13 protein-coding genes and 3 pseudogenes are annotated in these 18951 nt (G+C 69.8%); 6 read left to right on the top strand and 10 right to left on the bottom strand.

The window, feature by feature from the left end; translation table 11 throughout:
- The 3 genes and pseudogenes from ABD369_RS34925 to ABD369_RS34915 form a co-directional block, all read right to left on the bottom strand.
- On the bottom strand, window positions 1-338 hold a 338-nt coding region (locus ABD369_RS34925), incomplete at its 3' end, for a YncE family protein (protein WP_344640653.1).
- Window positions 339-964: 626 nt separating this feature from the next.
- Window positions 965-1729: pseudogene (locus ABD369_RS34920) on the bottom strand (IS1634 family transposase); the annotation flags it as partial.
- Between the two features lie 1273 nt (window positions 1730-3002).
- Window positions 3003-4142: a YVTN family beta-propeller repeat protein gene (locus tag ABD369_RS34915; RefSeq protein ID WP_344640651.1), complete on the bottom strand. Its 1140-nt coding sequence runs from the start codon at window positions 4140-4142 to the stop codon at window positions 3003-3005.
- A 463-nt stretch (window positions 4143-4605) separates the two neighbouring features.
- Between ABD369_RS34915 and ABD369_RS34910 the strand changes: the two genes are divergently transcribed.
- Window positions 4606-5256 carry a hypothetical protein gene (locus ABD369_RS34910; protein ID WP_344640650.1) on the top strand — a complete coding sequence of 217 codons (651 nt, stop codon included), beginning with the start codon at window positions 4606-4608 and terminating at the stop codon, window positions 5254-5256.
- A 223-nt stretch (window positions 5257-5479) separates the two neighbouring features.
- Here ABD369_RS34910 and ABD369_RS34905 read toward each other — a convergent pair whose 3' ends face one another.
- The 3 genes and pseudogenes from ABD369_RS34905 to ABD369_RS34895 all read right to left on the bottom strand — a co-directional run bounded on the left by ABD369_RS34905 (window position 5480) and on the right by ABD369_RS34895 (window position 8614).
- Window positions 5480-6598 carry a YVTN family beta-propeller repeat protein gene (locus ABD369_RS34905; RefSeq protein WP_344640649.1) on the bottom strand — a complete coding sequence of 373 codons (1119 nt, stop codon included), beginning with the start codon at window positions 6596-6598 and terminating at the stop codon, window positions 5480-5482.
- Between the two features lie 364 nt (window positions 6599-6962).
- A pseudogene (locus tag ABD369_RS34900) lies at window positions 6963-7148 on the bottom strand (hypothetical protein); the annotation flags it as partial.
- A 677-nt stretch (window positions 7149-7825) separates the two neighbouring features.
- Entirely contained in the window at window positions 7826-8614 is a 789-nt protein-coding gene (locus ABD369_RS34895) for an NAD(P)H-binding protein (RefSeq protein ID WP_344640648.1), read from the bottom strand.
- 141 nt (window positions 8615-8755) lie between these two features.
- Here ABD369_RS34895 and ABD369_RS34890 point away from each other — a divergent pair, with 141 nt between their 5' ends.
- The 3 genes from ABD369_RS34890 (at window position 8756) to ABD369_RS34880 (ending at window position 12155) form a co-directional block, all read left to right on the top strand.
- The gene (locus ABD369_RS34890; protein WP_344640647.1) at window positions 8756-10261 is read left to right on the top strand and encodes an FAD-dependent oxidoreductase; all 1506 of its coding nucleotides are present in this window, start codon (window positions 8756-8758) and stop codon (window positions 10259-10261) included.
- A gap of 473 nt (window positions 10262-10734) precedes the next feature.
- Complete coding sequence (locus ABD369_RS34885; protein ID WP_344640646.1) at window positions 10735-11367, top strand: RNA polymerase sigma factor; 633 nt, start codon at window positions 10735-10737, stop codon at window positions 11365-11367.
- The gene (locus ABD369_RS34880) at window positions 11364-12155 is read left to right on the top strand and encodes a hypothetical protein (protein WP_344640645.1); all 792 of its coding nucleotides are present in this window, start codon (window positions 11364-11366) and stop codon (window positions 12153-12155) included. The genes ABD369_RS34885 and ABD369_RS34880 overlap by 4 nt, the downstream gene beginning before the upstream one ends.
- Window positions 12156-12355: 200 nt before the next feature.
- On the opposite strand, the gene ABD369_RS34875 is transcribed toward ABD369_RS34880, so the two are convergent.
- On the bottom strand, window positions 12356-12727 hold the full coding sequence (locus ABD369_RS34875; protein ID WP_344640644.1) for a Rossmann-fold NAD(P)-binding domain-containing protein: 372 nt from the start codon (window positions 12725-12727) through the stop codon (window positions 12356-12358).
- Between the two features lie 146 nt (window positions 12728-12873).
- Here ABD369_RS34875 and ABD369_RS34870 point away from each other — a divergent pair, with 146 nt between their 5' ends.
- Together ABD369_RS34870 and ABD369_RS34865 are read left to right on the top strand one after the other, a co-directional pair.
- Window positions 12874-14046: an alpha/beta hydrolase gene (locus ABD369_RS34870; RefSeq protein WP_344640643.1), complete on the top strand. Its 1173-nt coding sequence runs from the start codon at window positions 12874-12876 to the stop codon at window positions 14044-14046.
- A gap of 149 nt (window positions 14047-14195) precedes the next feature.
- Window positions 14196-15236, top strand: a complete 1041-nt coding sequence (locus ABD369_RS34865) for an alpha/beta hydrolase (protein WP_344640642.1) — start codon at window positions 14196-14198, stop codon at window positions 15234-15236.
- Between the two features lie 202 nt (window positions 15237-15438).
- Here the strand turns inward: ABD369_RS34865 and ABD369_RS34860 are convergent, their stop codons facing one another.
- The 3 genes and pseudogenes from ABD369_RS34860 to ABD369_RS34850 form a co-directional block, all read right to left on the bottom strand.
- Window positions 15439-17223: a hypothetical protein gene (locus ABD369_RS34860; protein WP_344640641.1), complete on the bottom strand. Its 1785-nt coding sequence runs from the start codon at window positions 17221-17223 to the stop codon at window positions 15439-15441.
- A gap of 474 nt (window positions 17224-17697) precedes the next feature.
- Complete coding sequence (locus ABD369_RS34855) at window positions 17698-17883, bottom strand: hypothetical protein (protein WP_344640640.1); 186 nt, start codon at window positions 17881-17883, stop codon at window positions 17698-17700.
- 490 nt (window positions 17884-18373) lie between these two features.
- A pseudogene (locus ABD369_RS34850) lies at window positions 18374-18871 on the bottom strand (transposase); the annotation flags it as partial.
- Window positions 18872-18951: the final 80 nt, after the last annotated feature.

Raw genomic sequence — 18951 nt, 5'->3', positions numbered from 1 at the left:
GCGGTGGTGCCGTCCGGGCTGACGGCCACGGCGAACGGGTTGGTGCCGACGGTGATGGTGGCAGTGACGGTGTTGGTGGTGGTGTTGATCACCGACACGTTGTTCGAGCCCTCGTTGGTGACGTAGGCGGTGGTGCCGTCCGGGCTGACGGCCACGGCGAACGGGTTGGTGCCGACGGTGATGGTGGCAGTGACGGTGTTGGTGGTGGTGTTGATCACCGACACGTTGTCCGAGCCGTTGTTGGCGACGTAGGTGAAGGTCCCCGATGAAGCGGCCTGGGCTGGGACGGCCGCGGTCACCGGCAGTGCCAGGCCTCCCAGCACAACCAGTTCCGCCACCAGGGCGCGCAGCCACGCCCCACAGCGTGAGGCTCCACCGGCGCCCGTATCAGGCTGGTCCAGGCCCCGCAACCATCGTCTTCCGCAACCTGGCATTGCCGTACCTCTCACTCGAAGAACCGGAAGAAGGGCCGCGGCGTGGGGCTTGGGGTGGAACGGGCCGTGCGATGGCGGCTGGCGCGGCCGCCACAACGGGCCTCATCATGGCGATCGCCCAGGCCCCCGGCCGCGGCCTCGGGCCGTGTGCTCTCGCACCTCATCACCGACGCACCCACGCCTCACCGGCCGGGTGGTTGCGCCACCGCGCTGACAGGACCTCAGGCCACCGCCTGTCAGCGTAAGCGCCTCTGCGTCAAATATGGCGATTCGACACTTATCGGGCGCGCCGCACGCTGAACCACCTCGTCCAGCTCCCGAGCGATCTCGGATGCGCCCTCATCTGCCGGAGCCGGCTCGCGTCATTGCCTTGGCAGTTCCAAGACTTCGGCGTCTGGCCGGCCGTCATCTCCTGCATCGAACGCGGAACCCGCCGCGACGACGCCCTCGCCACCGCCTACCGCGACTGGCTCACCGCCGCTTGACCCGAGTTCGACAGTGTGTGGGCACATACCTGGGACGGAACGCCGACAGATGATCCAGCGTCGGCCGGGGTCGGAGTCCAGGTGGACCTCCTTGACCCGCAGGTTGTCGCGGACCTGCTGGTAGCGGCCTTGGCGCGCGAGGGCCTCGGTGGCCTTCGTCGATCCCTCGCGCATCTTGACGCCGGTGATGTAGTGGCCGCCGGCCTTCTTGAGGCAGACAAGGTTGGATTCACCGGAGAAGCCGGAGTCGGTGACGGTCACCACCCGCCCCAGCCGCCAGGCCCGCAGGTCGGCCTTGACCTGGGCGATGACCGTCTGGTCGTTGGTGTCGCCGGGCCAGGTCCAGATCCGCACCGGAATGCCCTCGCGGGTGACGGCCAGCTCGATCACGATCTGCGGATGGTCCTCGCGGTGGTCCTTGGAGTGGCCGTAACGGCGAAGCGCGTCGTCGCCATCGTCGGCCTCGTCCCGTTCGAAGTAGGTGCTGGTGGTGTCGAAGAAGATCAGGTCGACCTCGAGATCGGGGAGGTTCGCGGCGGCGAAGAACACCGCTTCCTGCACGGCGGCTTGGGTGCCCTCGTCCACCAGCGAGTCCATTGCTCGATAGGCATGTTGCTCGGCGAGTTCCCCGATGCCGGGCACCACCGCGTCCTTGCCGGCCCACTCGGCGGCGGCCCGCTTGGAACTCGGGGCGACGGCGCGGTTGGCGACCAGCGCGAACAGGGCCCGCTCCACATCGGTGCGGAACTGCCGCGCGTCCAGCACCTTGGCGATGCCCAGAAACCTCCACAGGCCGTCCAGCAGCCACACCGTCCGACGGCTGCCTGTCGGTGGGGCGGGCATCGCCAGCGCCTGGTGGTGGCTTGGTGGGCTGCCAGACAGCCCCGAACTGGCTTCGGGTGGCTGTCGCGCGCCCGTCGCGTCTGCCTGTTTGAGCTTCCCCCTGTGTGTACGTAGAAAGTGCCTTCCTGCTGGGCTGATGGAGACCTTAGACAAGCCTCATCATCCCAGTTCAGAAGGCACTTTCGCGTTCCCGATCACGATCCGGACACCGACGCAAGTGAAAGCGCAGGCTAGATCACCGGGTTCGGCGGGACCACCACCGGGGTTCCTGTCACGATGGTGGTAGTGGCAAGGCCGCCCGGCCCTGTGGCCCCGGTCGCGCCGGTCGGGCCGGTAACACCAGTTGAGCCGGTCGCTCCGGTCGGGCCGGTTGCGCCGGTTGAGCCGGTTGGCCCGGTCGCGCCGGTCGGGCCGGTTGAGCCGGTTGGCCCGGTCGCGCCGGTCGGGCCGGTTGAGCCGGTTGGCCCGGTCGGGCCGGTCGGGCCGGTCGGGCCGGTTGAGCCGGTTGGCCCGGTCGGGCCGGTCGGGCCGGTCGGGCCGGTTGAGCCGGTTGGCCCGGTCGGGCCGGTCGGGCCGGTTGAGCCGGTTGAGCCGGTTGGCCCGGTCGGGCCGGTTGCGCCGGTTGAGCCGGTTGGCCCGGTCGCGCCGGTCGCGCCGGTAACACCAGTTGAGCCGGTTGGCCCGGTCGCGCCGGTCGCGCCGGTAACACCAGTTGAGCCGGTTGGCCCGGTCGGGCCGGTCGGGCCGGTTGAGCCGGTCGGGCCGGTCGCGCCGGTAACACCAGTTGAGCCGGTCGCGCCGGTCGGGCCGGTCCTGCCAGCAGGACCGGTTGCACCAGTTGAGCCGGTCGCGCCGGTCGGGCCGGTTGAGCCGGTCGGCCCAGTCACGCCGGTCGCACCAGTGGCCCCGGTCGGGCCGGTCGGGCCAGTACGGCCAGGCGGGCCGGTCGGGCCAGGCGGGTCGTGTGGACAGCGCGGGCCGTGGCAGCCGGGACCTGGCGGTCGGTCAAGACGCTGCACGGCGCTGACCTCCGGGCTGATGACACCGGTGAGCAGCACAGCGATCAATGCCGTCGCGCTACCGACAGTCCGGTGCAGGTTGTGCCGGGGAAGAGGCCCTAAGGGTCGAAATCTCATAGTGTTTGTCTCCTATGTTGTGGACAGGTGAACGGAGGCCGTCTGGCCATCCGCCCGGATGAGGGCGACGGCTGATGCCGTGTCCTGGGGAATCCGTGCCTGCTTCAGGATGCGCATACCGCGTAGGGGGTGACGGTGGTGTAGTTGGTGGTCTGGTTGTCGGCAAGCACTTGCCAGGTGTTGCCGACCGGCCGACTGGTGACCTCCGTGGGCGGAACGGCGCCGCCGCTCTGTTGGTATCCGCCACCGGTGATGACGCTGCCACCCGGGCAGGTGGCCGTCGCTACCACCGGGACTCTGGCTGTCGCCACTCCGATGGGGCCACTGCCGACGGTGACGGTGGCGGTGACCGTGTTGGTGGATGCGTCGATCACCGACGTGGTGCCCGCGCTGTTGCTGGTGACGTAGACGCGGGTGCCGCCCGGGCTGACCGCCACCCCGTCAGGGTTGGGGCCGACGGTGATGGTGGCGGTGACGGTGTTGGTGGACGTGTCGATCACGGACACGGTGCCCGGGGTGTCGTTGGTGACGTAGACGCGGGTGTTGTCCGGACTGGCCGCCACCGCGAAAGGGTTGCTGCCGACGGTGACGGTGGCGGTGACGGTGTTGGTGGACGTGTCGATCACCGACACGTTGTTCGAGCCCCCGTTGGTGACGTAGACGCGGCTGCCGTCCGGGGTGACCGCCACCCCAGTGGGGCCAGGGCCGACGGTGACGGTGGCGGTGACGGTGTTGGTGGACGTGTCGATCACCGACACGTTGTTCGAGGCCGCGTTGGCGACGTAGACGTGGGTGCCGTCCGGGGAGACCGCCAGCAGTTGAGGGTCGGAGCCGACGGTGATGGTGGCGGTGACGGTGTTGGTGGACGTGTCGATCACCGACACGTTGTTCGAGGCCGCGTTGGCGACGTAGACGCGGGTGCCATCCGGACTGACCCCCACTCCGAAAGGGGAAATGCCGACGGGGATGGTGGCGGTGACCGTGTTGGTGAACGTGTCGATCACCGACACGGTTCTCGTGCTGGCGTTGGTGACGTAGACGCGAGTGTTGTCCGGGCTGACCGCCACCCCAATGGGGATGGTGCCGACGGGGATGTTGGTGATGACCGTGTTGGTCGCGTCGATCACCGACACTGTGTTTGAGAAGGTGTTGGCGACGTAGGCGAATCTTCCGCTCGCCGCGGCCGCGGGTCCCGCAGCGGCAAGCGGCATGGCCAGGGCGCCCAGGAATACCGCCAGTGCCACCCGGATCCAGGATTGCCTCCGCCACATGCCGGGCAGAAGTACTCTCTCGGGTTTCCACCGTGCAAACGTCCTTCGGGCCGACATACGCCCACTGAGCATGAATCCCTCCTTGAAGGTCAGGTCAGTTCAATCACTTTGATCACATTCCCGGAGGCGCGAGACGGGGCCGCCGGTGATCGTGTCAAAGGGGGGATCACTTCACTTGACGTCAGGGAGGCACAGCGCGTCAACGAACACGCCGTGTGGATCAAACATTGAGCTGGAATGGCTCGGTTTCCTGCACGATCGAGTAGCGGACGTACGGGGCCCTGAAGTGCCCGCAGACGACATAGGGCTGGCGCTGTCGTCGGCGAAGGAAGCGGTGGGTCTCGTGGGCGAGGTCGTCAGCTGATCTGGCTCGGGCTGCGCTGACGTGCCGCTTCAGATCGGTGTGGGGTCTGAAGTTGTGTCGGGAGGGCACCCGTTGGGCCTTCGTGATCTCGTCGTCGATGCCTGGTCGTGGTTGAACTACAAGCCGGTGATGGCTGGGCCGCCGCCCCGGCTTCGGCCCGTTCGGCGAGCTCGGCGCCGGTGGGTTCCGCTGGAAGATCTGCGTCGACTGCAGGCGTACAAGTTGCTCGCGGCTTACGACGGTAATCAGGCCGGACAGTTGGCCTCGACGGCTGGCGATCAGACCAGCCTTGAGCGTCGCGAGCTCGGCGATGCGGCGAAGCTCATCGACTTTGCGCTCGGCCACCTGCTCGGCTCGGAGCAGAGCATCGTTGTGCTTGGTGCAGGGCCTGGTAGGCCCGTCGGTGTCGTGGGGGAGGGCGGCGGGTGCCTGGCGGCCGATCGGGACGTGTTCGCGCGGTCCTGCGGTCCCGTGTCGGGCTCGGCGCAGGAGGCCGTCGAGGGCTCGGGCGAGGTCGGCTTCGTGCCGGTCGCGTTCCCTGCGCCGGGCGACGGTGTCCTTGAGGTGCTGCCACAGCTGGTCGCCGAAGGGCTGGTGGACGTGGTCGGCGTGGATCCACGGGATCGGCGTGAAGCCGCCGTTGCCGGGGCGGACCCAGATCCGGCGGGCGTCGTGGGGGTGGGTTGGGGTGGTGGGCGGTGCTGGGTGGTGAACGACATTTAGGTTGCAGTGTCTGGGCGCCACTTGCTTTCGGTGTTGTTCCGGTTTGGCGCTGGTCTGGGCTCTGCGTTGCCGAAGGGTGGTGTCGTCTTCGTACCGAAGAGATGATGTCGTGGATCGGTGAAGCCGTGGGGGTAGCCGCTATAACGGCGCACCGAGCGGGTTGAACAGTGGTGTTTTTGTGGCCCCGCCGCGGCGCGGCGGCTGCTGCGGGGCCGCGGGTGGGTCAGGGTGTGCAGACCGCGTAGGGGGTGACGGTCGTGTAGTTGGTGGTCTGGTTGTCGGCGAGGACCTGCCAGGTGTTGCCGACGGGCCGGTCGGTGACCTGGGTGGGTGGGACGGCGCCGCCGCTCTGCTGGTATCCGCCGCCGGTGATCTTGCTACCGGTGGGGCAGGTGGCGGTGGCCACGACCGGGACCCTGGCGGTGGCCACCCCGAAGGGGTTGGTGCCGACGGTGACGGTGGTGATGAGGGTTTCGGTGGCGGTGTTGATCACCGACACGTTGTTGGAGTTCTCGTTGGCGACGTAGGCGCGGGTGCCGCCCGGGCTGAACGCCACCGCGATGGGGCCGGTGCCGGCGGGGATGGTGTTGGTGACGGTGTTGGTGGCGGTGTTGATCACCGATGCGTTGTTCGAGGTGAAGTTGGCGGTGTAGGCGGTGGTGCCGTCGGGGCTCATCGCCACTGCTTCGGGGTTGGTGCCGACGGGGATGGTGGTGGTGACGGTGTTGGTGGCAGTGTTGATCACCGTCACGTTGTCCGAGAGGTCGTTGCTGACGTAGGCGGTGGTGCCGTCGGGGGTGAACACCACCCCGTCGGGTTGGGTGCCGGCGGGGATGGTGGTGGTGACGGTGTTGGTGGCGGTGTTGATCACCGTCACTGCGTTCGCGCCCTGGGCGGTGACGTAGGCGGTGGTGCCGTCCGGGCTGACCGCCACCGCGCTGGGGCCGAGGCCGACGGGGATGGTGGTGGTGACGGTGTTGGTGGCCGTGTTGATCACCGACACGGTGCTCGAGCCCACATTGGTGACGTAGGCGGTGGTGCCGTCCGGGGTGAACGCCACCCGCAGGGGTTCGGTGCCGACGGGAATGGTGGCGGTGACGGTGTTGGTGGCGGTGTTGATCACCGACACGTTGTTCGCGAAGGCGTTGGCGACGTAGGCGGTGGTGCCGTCCGGGGTGAACGCCACTCCTGCGGGGTGGTTGCCGACGGGGATGGTGGTGGTGACGGTGTTGGTGGACAGGTTGATCACCGACACGCTGCTCGCGCCGACGTTGGTGACGTACGCGAAGGTCCCGGACGTCGCGGCCTGGGCCGGGGCGGCCGCCGTCACCGGCAGTGCCACGCCCCCCAGCACGACCAGCCCCGTCACCAGGGCGCGTGACCGCGCCGCCCACCGCGGAGGTCGACTCGGGCCCTTATCCGGCTGGGCCGGGCCGGGCAGCCGTCGTTTCCCACAACCGATCATCGCCGCACCTCTCGCTCGAAGAACCCAAAAGGGTGGCGACGCAGGCCCCGGGCCGAAACGGCCCGTGCGATGACGCTCGACCGTCACGGCCGGCCCTGCGACCGCGACCACCACCTGGGCCCACGGCCGCGGTCCGCGGCCGGGCCGCGTGCTCTCACGTCTCATCACCGACGCGGCTCCGCCTCACTGGCCGAGGCGGTCACGCCACCGCGCCGACCAAAGGGCCACAGGCCACCGCGGGTCAGAGTAAGTGTGTTTGCGCGAAATATGGTTGTTCGACACCTTTTAACCTAGTTGGTTCGGTCGCGGGCGGTGTGACCGGGGACCGCAGGCCGAGCCGCTGTTCGGCGTCCCAGGCCTGGTACCGCTCTACCTCGGTGAACCCCAGCTTTGCCGCGAGGCGCATCGAGCGGTCGTTGGCGGTCTGGGGGAGTGTTGGGCCATGATCACCATGCCGGTGGTGGGCCGGCCGCACGGGGTGAGCGGCCCCGGCTGGGGTCTGACCTGGGAGTTTCCGGCAGGCGGTCCCTGAGCTCGGTGAGTCTCATGACTGCCACGACCGGAATCGGTACGTCGGCGGAAGAGCGAGTCACACGATCATCGTTTGCCCACACCGTGGTCGGCCCAGGGGCACCGGGCACGTCCGGGTCGCTCGGCGCCGCATGGACCTGACGAACAGCCATGGGCTCGACCGGCTCCTCGCTCGCCTGGATGACCCGCGCGTCGGCGGGCTTCATCAGCTCCAGCAACGCGATGACGGCAATGGCTCCACGGTGCGTCGCGTCGTCCACCGGCGCACCCGCAGCCAGGCCGGACCGTAGCCTCGTCCGCCATCGTGATCACCGGCATCGTCCGCCGACCGATCGGCTCGCAGGTCACCCCGACCGGCAGCGCGTTGAGCGAGAGCGCCAGGCTGCCATAAACGCAGCCCGCCCCGCGCTCCAGCCGAAGGCCGGCTCCTGGCGGCGCCGCTCCTGACCCATCGCCGGTAACTTCGTGCGGCCATTACGCGGGTCTGACACGAGCGGTGGCGGCGTCCTGGCTGTCGACCGGACGCCGCCAAGAGCCCGGGTCTGCTCGGTGATCGATCGTTGAGGCGGGGCCTCAGCCCCAGTGGCCTGCGGCGGCGGCCTTGGTGTCGAATGCCTCGAACGACCTGGTTGGGCGGCCGAGGGCCTGCTCCACTCCGTCGCCGACTGAGCCGCCCGCGCCGTGGCCGACGTCCACCAGGAGGCCGGTGAGCAGACGGGCGACGTCGGGTGCGACGCCGGCGGTGACCTGCCGCTCGACGAAGGCCTCCGGGGCGATGTCTACGTGACGGACCGTACGGCCGGTGGCGCGGGGGATGAGGTCGGCCGCTTCGCCGAAGCTGATCGCCCGTGGGCCGGTCAGGTCGTAGACCCGGCCGCTGTGGCGGTCTTCGGTCAGCGCCGCCACGGCGACCTCGGCGATATCCTCGGCGTCGATGAACGGCGTGCGCCCGTCGCCGGTGGGCAGGTCCAGGGTTCCGGCGAGGATCCCGGGTCGCCAGGGGCCTTCGCTGAAGTTCTGCGCGAACCATTGCGGGCGCAGGATGGTCCAGTCGACGCCACAGCCGCGTACGGCCTGCTCGGCGGCGTGCAGGGGATGGCCGTCCTCGTCCGCGCGTGGGGCGGACAGCAGCACCAGGCGGCGTACGCCCGCGGTGACCGCCTCGGTCACCAGCCGGGGGATCCGCGCCTGATGGTTTGTGCTCGCGGACAGGCTCGGCTCCACGAGGTAGGCGGCGGTGACACCGTCGAGCGCCGGCGCCCAGGTTGCCGGGTCGTCCAGGTCGAAACGGGCCCGCTGCCGGTGCGGGACGCCGCGCGGACCGGGCGGCCGGAGGCTTCGAGGCGCCGGACGTCGTTTCACATCAGGCCTCGCCACCGGACGCCATAGCCGCTGGTAACACTCGCTGGTGGCACGTGGGCGGCCGACCGCGACCGCCTGCCGTGCGCCGCCGCTCGCCGTCCCGTCGTGCAGCCCCCTCGGACAGGGCTGAGACTCGGAGGCATGGACACACCGGACCTGTCGCCGAGTGCCTCTTCGAACCGGTGCGGGGCACCGGACGCGGACGTGCTGGTGGTCGGGGCAGGCCCGACCGGCCTGCTGCTCGCGGGTGACCTCGCCGGGTCCGGAGTCGACGTCACACTGCTGGAGCGACGCGATCACGAGTCCAACCTGAGCCGCGCCTTCAGCCTCCATGCGCGAACCCTGGAGCAGCTCGACGCCCGGGGCCTGGCCGACGAACTGCTCCGTATCGGAACCCCGACCCGGGCGCTGCATCCGTTCGGCCGCCTCAGCATCGACTTCTCCGGGCTCCGAACGCGCTTCCCCTTCATCCTCACCATTCCTCAGTGGCAGGTCGAGCGCGCCCTGCTGCGCCGGGCCGAGGAGGCGGGAGCCAGCATCCTCCGCGGGGCTCGGGCCACCGGGCTGCGGCAGGACCCGGACGGTGTCGACGTGGACGTGCGCCATCCGGACGGCGCCACGGCGACCCTCCGGGCCCGCTACGTCGTCGGTACGGACGGGGCGAGCAGCACCGTCCGGGAGAGCCTGGGCATGCCGTTCCCCGGCAAGTCGGCCATCAGCTCCGTGATGCTGGCCGACGTGCTGCTCGACCACGCCCCCGACGAAATCTTCAATTTCGCCTCGAACGAGGACGGTTTCACGTTCTTCGCGCCGTTCGGGGACGGCTGGTACCGGATCATCGGCTGGGACCGGCGCCGGCAGGTGCCTGACGATGCGCCGCTCACCCTGGAGGACGTCCGGGACATCACGAAGCGCACGATCGGCAGTGACCTGGGGATGCGCGACCCGCGGTGGCTCTCCCGGTTCCACAGCGACGAGCGGCAGGTGCCCCGCTACCGGCAGGGAAGGGTGTTCCTGGCGGGCGACGCCGCACACGTCCACTCGCCGGCCGGCGGCATGGGCATGAACACCGGGCTGCAGGACGCCGCCAACCTCGGCTGGAAACTGGCGGCCGTTGTGCACGGTTGGGCCGGTGACGCCCTGCTGGACAGCTACCACGCGGAGCGTCACCCGGTGGGGCGGATGGTCCTGCGCGTCAGTCACGCACTCCTCACGGCCGTCACCACCGGGTCACCTCTGATCCGCGTGCTGCGGGCCGCGCTGGCCACGGCCGTGCACCAGTTGGTCGTGGTGGAGGCACGCGCATCACGCGGCATCTCCGGCATCGGCATCACCTACCCCGCACCCCGGGGCTCGCATCCGCTCACCGGCCACCGGGTACCGGACCTCCGCCTGGCCCAGGAGCCGGCTCGGCTCTACGAGGCGCTGCGGGAGGGCAAGTTCGTGCTGGTGGGCCGCGATGTCGCCGCGGTTGCGGCGCCGTGGGCGGAGCGGCTGGTGACGGCCTCCCCGGCGACCAGCCTGCGCCCGACCCTCCTGGTCCGGCCCGACGGCTATGCCGCGTGGGCGGCCGAGGACCCCGACCCGGACGAGGTGCGCAAGGCCCTGACGCTATGGCTGGGCGCGGTGGACCGCCGGGCGGCGTGAGCGGGTCTCCCGGTCTCGTCGGTCTTTGAAGCGGATCCCGCCGGCTCCGCAGCACCCCGGGCGGACCGAACTGCCGTACCTGGCTGGGCGTCAATCGACGAGGGTGCTGTTGTCTGCTGCTGCCGGCAACCGCGCCGTGCCGCAGTGCGGCGCTGCCGACCACTCGCCCCGGTCGCGCGGCGGTGGCGGCCGCCGCCTCCATCTGAGCGACGATCCGGTCCGGGTCCGTTGGGGTCGTAGATGCCGGAGTCCGGGGCGGCCGCCGTTATGCCTCCAGCATCAGTTGCAGCAGGTCGCACGCCCACCGACACGCCTGCCGGGTGATTTTGGACGGCTCGCCCCGCCGTCCGGCGAAGACCAGACCACACGGCCGACCGGGCAGGTGGTGAGCGCCGGAGCCATGTGATGTGCGTCATGGGAACTGGCGTGAGTCGTCGCACCAGATAGTGGGCGTGGACTATTCAGATCCAGACATGCGGACTCGGATACGGGCCGGCGACCGGGACGCGTTCGGGCAGCTTTTCGACGCGTACGCGCACGCGGTGTACAACCATGCGTACCGGCTCACCGGGGACTGGTCGACAGCGGAGGATGTGATGTCGCTGACGTTCCTGAAAGCATGGCGTCAGCACGGCCGCGTCAACGCCGAGGGCGGGTCACTGCGGCCCTGGCTGCTGGGCATCGCCACCAACCTGGTCAGCAACCAGCGCCGGGCCGCCCGGCGACACCGGCAAGTGATGGCCCAACTGCCGCCCGTGCCCGAGGACGTCCCCGACTTCGCGGAGGAGGCGGCCGGGCGGATCGACGACGCGGCGCGGATCGCTGCCCTTCAGGACGCGTTGGCGCGGCTGCGGCGCCCCGACCGCGAGGTGCTGGCCCTGTGCGTGTGGGCCGGTCTGGACTACCTGGAGGCCGCCGAAGCCCTCGGCGTACCGGTGGGCGCCGTCCGCTCACGGCTTTCCCGCGCCCGGGCCAAGCTGCACCGCTTCACGGAGGCAGCCGCCCACCGGGCGCACCGAAATAAGCGGGAACTCGGCCGCGACCCGCACCAGATAGAGAGTGGGCCCGCGACCGCGGCCCCGTCCCCCAAGGAGGCACACCAGTGAACGCCGACCAGCGGCCGGATCCGGTCGAGCGCGCCGAACCGCTCGGGCAACTGCCCCTGCCGGCCGAGCGCGACCTCCCGCCAGGACGCCACGCCCTACATCGGGAGCGCCTGATGCGCCGGATCGACCTCGACACCCCCGCCACCTCGCACACCAGGCCGCGCTTCCGGCGTCGGCTGGTCTTCATGCTCGCCGGCGCCCTCGCCGCGGGCGCGGCCGTGGTGGGCGTGACGCTGTACGACAGGGCGAACAGCGGGCCGCTGAGCTCCGCCGAGCTCTCCAGCTGGACCAGCAACCCGACCCCCGTGGACACCTCGAGGGGCCCGGGCGCCACCACCCTGAAGTGGTGCCTGGACGGGATGCCGGGCGCCGGCGAGCCCGTCACGATCACCAACGCGGACCTCCGCGGCAAGGTCACCTCCATGGTGGTCGCCCGCGGCGGCACCGTCATGCTCTGCTACGTCGCCTCGAAGAACAGCGGGCTGTCGATGTCGATCGGTGCTGTGAAGCCCGTCGCGCACGATGTGATCACCTACGACACGGGTGGCTCCCACGGCAGCGGCTCGGCCACGTTCAACTACGCCGAGGGTCTCGTCGGGGCCGACGTCAAGGCGGTCACCATGAAGGACGCCGGACGAACCTTCGAGGTCACCCTGGACAACGGCCGCTGGACCGCCTGGTGGCCCGGCTCCGACCACGACAACGGTGGCGTGCCCGACTCGGTGACCCTCACCCTCGCCGACGGCACCACCCGCACCGTCACCGGGGACTCGCTGTTCCCCAGGTAGGCCAGGGCGGCCGGTGGCCCACCGCGCGAGGGCGGGCACCGTGGTGGTGGTCGGTCGGCAACGGTGATCACGTGGCAGGGGCAGGGCCGGTTCGTGTGGCCATTACGCGGGTCTGACACGAGCGGTGGCGGCGTCCTGGCTGTCGACCGGACGCCGCCAAGAGCCCGGGTCTGCTCGGTGATCGATCGTTGGGACGGGGCTCAGCCCCAGTGGCCTGCGGCGGCGGCCTTGGTGTCGAATGCCTCGAACGACCTGGTTGGGCGGCCGAGGGCCTGCTCCACTCCGTCGCCGACTGAGCCGCCCGCGCCGTGGCCCACGTTCACCAGGAGGCCGGTGAGCAGTCGGGCGATGTCGGGTGCGACGCCGGCGGTGACCTGTCGCTCGACGAAGGCCTCCGGGGTGATGTCGACGTGACGGATCGTGCGGCCGGTGGCGCGGGGGATGAGGTCGGCCGCTTCGCCGAAGCTGATCGCCCGTGGGCCGGTCAGGTCGTAGACCCGGCCGCTGTGGCGGTCTTCGGTCAGTGCCGCCAAGGCGACCTCGGCGATGTCCGGGTCGTGGGAGCGCCCCACCGCGCACGGGGGCGCACGATCGAACCGCCGCCCTCGACAGCTCCCAGGAAACTCCCAGAAAAGGGCAATCGAACGGCTGTTCCAAGCTGTCCCCCATGAGACCGGGCACACGGGCCCGGACGGCACAGAAACAAGGCACGAACGCAATGAACCTGACCGGTACTCCCTTCCTCGTCCTCACCGTCGCCCTGTTCGCGGCCTCCATAGCGCTGGCCATGGCGCAATGGCTGGGCAGAGTAGCCCTCTTCGGGCCGGCACGGACCGTGCAACGACGGCGCACGCCGCTGCGCGCACTCTCGTACCTCGGCACAGTGCTCCTCTGTCAGTTCACCGCCGTGGCCATGGTCTTCGTGATCGTCAACAACGAGAACCAGCTCTACGACAGCTGGGGCGACCTGCTGGGCAACTCCAGCCACGTCCGGGCCGTGCCCGTGCCCCCGAAGGACGAGGGCCTGGCCGGCGACCGGCATGCCGCCCCCGCCGGCCCGTCCGACACCCCCGCGCCGAAGGTGCCGCAGGCCTTCCACGCACCCGACTCGGACGCGGTGCCCAGGAGCGTGAAGCAGGCCGACCTCAAGGGCCGGCTCTCGGGAGTCGACGGCGAGGTGCTGGTCTGGACCCCGCCGCAGTACGACGACCCGGCCTACAAGGACAAGACCTTCCCGGTGGTCGAGCTGCTCGTCGGGTTCCCCGGATCGTCCAGCGCCTGGTTCGGCGATGCGATGGAGGCGACGAAGCAGCTCGAACCGCTGATGAAGTCCGGCCAGGTGACGCCGTTCATCCTGGTCGCACCGCGCGTCACCATCCTCGGCAACACCGACACCGGGTGCGCCGACGTCCCGGGCAAGGTCAACGCCGAGACCTGGCTCTCGCGGGACGTCCCGCAGATGATCGTGGACAACTTCCGGGCCGACACCACGGCGGACCACTGGGCCCTGTCCGGTTACTCGGCCGGCGCGCATTGCGCCCTGCGCCTCGCGCTCGCCCACCCGAACCGGTACCGCGCCGCGATCAGCATGTCCGGCTACAACGACCCGGCCGGCGAACCGGCCTCACTGACCGCCAAGGACCCGAAGCTGCGCGAGAGCGCCAATCCGCTCTACATCCTCACCCACGCCCCGACCCCGCCGAACGTCGCGCTCTACGTGACCGGCAAGCGGGGCGACGGACTGGAGGACGCGACCGTCCTCCAGCAGGCGGCGAAGAGCCCGACCACCGTCACTCCGTTCGAGACCACCGGCGCGCACCTGACATCGACCTGGAAGCCGCTGGTCGTCCCGACCTTCAAGTGGCTGACCGGGATCATCCCGCCCCGCTGACGGCGCCGTCCTGAGGTTGGGAGGAGCGCATCCCCGGCAGCCCGCCGCCGGTACGCCGGAACACTGCTCGCGACCTCCTCAGTGGCCTCACGCGGGACCACTGCCCGGTTCCGTCCGGCCGGGCGTGATATCGATCGAAGATTTTCACCATGCAGCAGCCACAGTCGCAGCCCACCCGCACCCGTGCGGTCCTGGTCGGTATCACCGCGCTCGCACTGTCCGCCACAATGGCGGCCTGCAGTAGCGGCAGCAGGCCGGCCGCCGATCCCAAGGTGGGCGACAACACGGCGGCGGGCACCCCGTCCACCCCATCCGCCGCGGCGAGCAGCGCGCCGACGAAGGACTCCAAGGTCGTGATGCCGACCGGTCCGACCACCGACCTGAAGAAGTCCCGTGACACCAAGGCCGGGCCGATCATGATGACCACCCTGGCGGGTAAGAAGTCCGGCGTCTCCGCCCAGGTCTGGGTCTGGCTGCCGCCGCAGTACAGTGACCCGAAGTACGCCAAGTTCGGCTTCCCCGTGCTCACCCTCTACGCAGGCGGTCAGAGCAACGGCTACAACACCTGGACGGACAACCAGCTGCCGATCCAGGAGATCGACACCCAGCTCGTCCAGGAGCAGAAGGCGCACCCCTTCATCATGATCATGCCGGTGCAGAACCTGACGGCCGACGAGCACCGGTCCCTGGACTGCTCCGACATACCTGGCCAGCCCAGGATGGGCACCTGGCTGTCCCAGGACATCCCGGACTTCGTCCGCGCCAACTTCCGTACCCTCAAGGGCCCCGACAGCTGGGGCCTGATGGGCGCCTCCAGCGGTGCGGACTGCAGCGCCAAGCTGGCCATGCAGCACCCCGACATCTACAAGGCTGCCGTACCGATCGACGGCGACTTCAAGGCGGACTCCTTGCTCTGGAAGGGCCACGAGGCCGAGCAGGCCGCCAACGGCTCCGACAAGCTGATCGCCACCAGCAAAGCCGACGTCAAGATGCTCGCTACCGCCGGCGGCGGCGTCTCCTACGAGGTCAACGTGGTCAAGGGCTGGGTCGCCAAGGCCGTTCCCCCGACCACCGTCGAGTACTACGAGCAGCCCGGCGGCAGGCACAAGACCGTGGACTTCGAGAAGCTGATCCCGATGGCCCTGGAGTGGCTCACCAAGAACCTCACCGGTCCACAGAGCGACAGTTGACGACTCGTGAAATAGCACACCCGATTCCCGGCACTTCCCCGGGCGCGGACAGGAAGGCCGGGCCCGGCCGCCGCGTTTCCTCCAACGCGGCGGGCATGCGCGGCCTGGAGCGCTTCTCGGCGGGCGCCGGGTCCGGCCAGCCGCGCAGCGGACGGCCCGCCCCGCGCAGTGTCCCTGCACGGGGCGGGCCGTCGAACACTCGCTACAGGAACCGCACCTGTGGCGGGTTGCCGGTGGAGATGGAGAGCTGCCCCTGCTGGATCTGGACGTCGCTGCCCCTGAACAGCACCCCGTTCTCCTTGGTCATCGAGACGCCGCCGGTCTGGAAGGAGACCGCCATGCCCCGCTCCAGGCTCACCCACTTCTTGAACTCGTTGATCCCGTAGAAGATGATCCGGTCCGGCAGGGTGACGAACATCCGCTCACCGTCGTGGCTGAGCTTCATCCCGCCGCCCACGGTCAGCAGCCCTTGCACGTGCGCCTCGCCGGAGACCCGGGCCTCGACCGTGTGCAGCTCGTTCAGGTTTGCCTTGTCGGCGGTGACGGCGCCGAGGTCGTGACCACCGTCGCGCAGGACGCGGACGCCTTCGGTGGGGAACTCGATCCAGCCGTCCCCGGTACCGCGGCCCTGGACCCACTTGGTGTTGATGCCGTTGAGGTCGGCCTTGTCGGCGGCGACGTTGCCCCAGGCCTGGCCGCCGTCCTTGCGGACGTTGATGCCGGACTGCGGGAACTCCACCCAGCCCTTGCCGCCGTCGCGATCGCCCACCCAGGTGGTGTTCAGGCCGTTGACGTCGACCTTGTCGGCGGTGAGGGCGCCGAGCTCCTGCCCGGCGTCCTTGTGGAGGGTGGCGCCGGGCTGGGTGAACTCGATCCAGCCCTGGCCGGCCTCGCGGCTGCCCACCCACTTGGTGTTGACGCCCTCCGCGTCGACCTGGGCGGCCGTGAGGATGCCCGGAGTGCTGTCGTGGCCGTGGTAGACGTTGACGCCGCGGTCCGGGAAGGTGATCCAGCCGGCGCTGTCGGTGCGCCCCTGGACCAGACGGGTGGTGACGTTGTCCACGTCGGCCTTGTCGGCTCTCACCCTGCCCAGGTCCCCCTTCGGGTCGCGGACCTCCACGCCGTCCGTGGCGAAGGTGACCCGGCCCCTGTTCGCCGTCCCCTCCACCCACGGGGTGCGCGTCCCGCTCTCGAACTCGGGGACGACTGCATGGACGGTGGTGGTGAGGAAGTACCCGCGCTGCTGCCCGGCGCCGGGCGCCTTCGCGACTAGGGTGTAGGTGGTGCCGCGCTTCGGGGCGGAGGTGCTCCAGGAGTACTCCTGGTGGGCCGGAGCCGCGCCCCGCACCGCCGGTTCGCGGTGGACCTCGGCCCCCGTCTGGTCGAGGATCGCGTAATCGAGGTCGTTGGGCCCGTCCCACTGGAGCACGAGCGGCTCGTTCGCGTCACCGTTCAGCAAGGACTTCTGCGGACGGAAGTTGCGCGGGACCCGCGGCGTCTGCTTCGCCAGGCCGAGGTGGGTGGTGTAGTGGTCGTGCCGCATGGAGACGTTGTCGTCGCCGCCGCCGGCCCGCTCGCGGATCTCCAGCAAGCTCAGGCCCGCGCCCTCGGAGACCGGGATGTTCTCCAGCTTCAGCACCAGCGCCCCGTGGGCGTCCAGGAGCGCGTTCCCGCGCGTGTGAACCTGCGTGCGGGAGAGCTGCGCCCGGAAGCAGTCGTTGCCGCTGTCCCACGCGAACTCCAGCGCGTCGTCGTGCGCGTTCTGGTACGTCCGCTCGATGCTCGCGGTGACCGCCGAGGGATCGTCCGTCAGGTTCGAGGACAGGGCGAGCAGTGGCATGGCCACATCGATGTAGTCCCACTCCACCGGGGACTGGTGGGTGTTGGAGACGATCACGTACATCGTCCCCAGGGACGGTTCGTCCGTGAGCGACGCTCGGAGCGATGTCGGATTCGTCACGATCTCGTAGTGCAGCAAGGACGGCACGGTGCGGACTCCCTACCTCGACGTTTCACGCGATGCGGGCTGACGACAACGGGCGCCAACAGTCCTGTCGACGGTAAGCACCGTCCCGTCGTCCGGGAGCCGCGATTGCCCGGAGCTGGCCCGAACCGATCCCCGGTCTGGCCGGAACGTCGGTATGAACTCCGCTGGAAGAAACGCGCGGCGTCGAGCCGGGCGGGGAGGCAGCCCCCACCAGTCGGATCGAGCAGCCACGCGACCTGTTCGTCCCACAGCAGATAAGCCATCCCGTCATCCTGCCCTCCGAGGCACGCCAGGCCGACTTAGTTCCCCAGATCCCTCAACGCCTGTCACTTGGATCCTTGCCAAGCCGCAAGACTCCACAAGAAAGGCCCCAGGTCAGCGCCAGTCGAGCCCGGACTCGGTCAGTTGATCTGATCCGTCGCCGTCGGGCTGGCCTGTTGTTCGGACCCGGGGGAGGGCCCCTGGGCGAAGAGGTCAGTTCTCGGTTGGCGGGGCGGCGGTGAGGAGCTCGCGCTTCACGTGCTCGTAGTCGGCCAAGGCCTGCGGGTCACCGTGGGCGTAGTCGGTCCAGAAGCCGGGGCGCTGCCAGCGGGCGTCGGCGAGACGGGTGCGGCCGTCGGCGATGACTAGGGTCCAGCCGGGCGGTATCCGGGTGTCCACTGTCTCGAAGGAGCAGTCCGGGGTCGGGGGTGCCAGGGCCGAGCACGCGGATCTGGCAATCGATGTCGTCGGTGACCATCTCCAGAACCGGGTAGACATCGCCCACCCGGATCCCGTCGAACTCCGTGACGGGGACGTCGCCGTCGGGGTGGATGATCTCCAGACATCTGACTCTCATGGGTGAGAAGTATCGCCCTGGCCGATTCCCGGTTGCTGTCCGGGGCGCCGCGAGAGATCCGGCGAGGCGGCCGTTTCCGGTCGCGGGAGATGGCAACTCCCGGTGCACCGGACGCTGCGCCCGCGCCCCGGACCCGGGACGCGTACCTCGTCGGCACGTGCCGTCATCGCACGGTCAGGCCGTCGCGCGGGCCGCCTCCCGTACGCCGACGGTGGCCTCGAACCGGTTGTCGACAGTCCTCCAGCACGGGTGGAAGCACGGTTCGGCGCCAACCGAGGCGAACGCCTCCTTGGTCTCCTCACACGGGTTGTCCATCCAGGCGGCCTCGGCGGCGGCGTCGCCGGAGTCCATCACGATCAGGATCTCGGGATCGCCCGGCCGCCAGTGCTCGGCTTGTGTCAACCGCTCGACGACGTCGCGCAGTTGGGCGGCGGTGACGGCGGTCGCGTCGTCTGCGAGGCCCAGGCGCACGGCGTCCGGCAGCGCGCACCAGGAGGTGCGGCCGGACTCCAGCGCGGCGACGAAGGAGTACGGCCAGCCAGGCACGAGCTGGCCCGTCTTGCGGTCGACACGTCCGTAGACATGGCAGAACAGCCGCTCGTCGCTGGTCGGAGCGTTGGGGGCGGAGCCAGTTGCTCACGTCCACGGCCAACACGATCCGCCCGTCGGCTGCCTTCTCAGCGGCAGGCCGGCCAGAGCGCGGCGCAAGCGCGTTGGTTCGAACCAGCCCCGGTCCAGGGCGGCGTACAGGGCACCATGCCCGCGTCGGTGCTCAACCGCCAGCGACAGCTCGACCAGGGTCTTCACCGGCGCTGAAGGGTGTCTTTACTGCCGTAGGGTGGCTGATCAGGGGTTTTGCGCGCCTTCGTGTCCCGGACATGATCCCAGCT

This window comes from Kitasatospora cystarginea (assembly GCF_039533515.1).
Classification (GTDB): Bacteria; Actinomycetota; Actinomycetes; order Streptomycetales; family Streptomycetaceae; genus Kitasatospora; species Kitasatospora cystarginea.
This window is presented reverse-complemented; position numbering and strand designations above follow the sequence as displayed.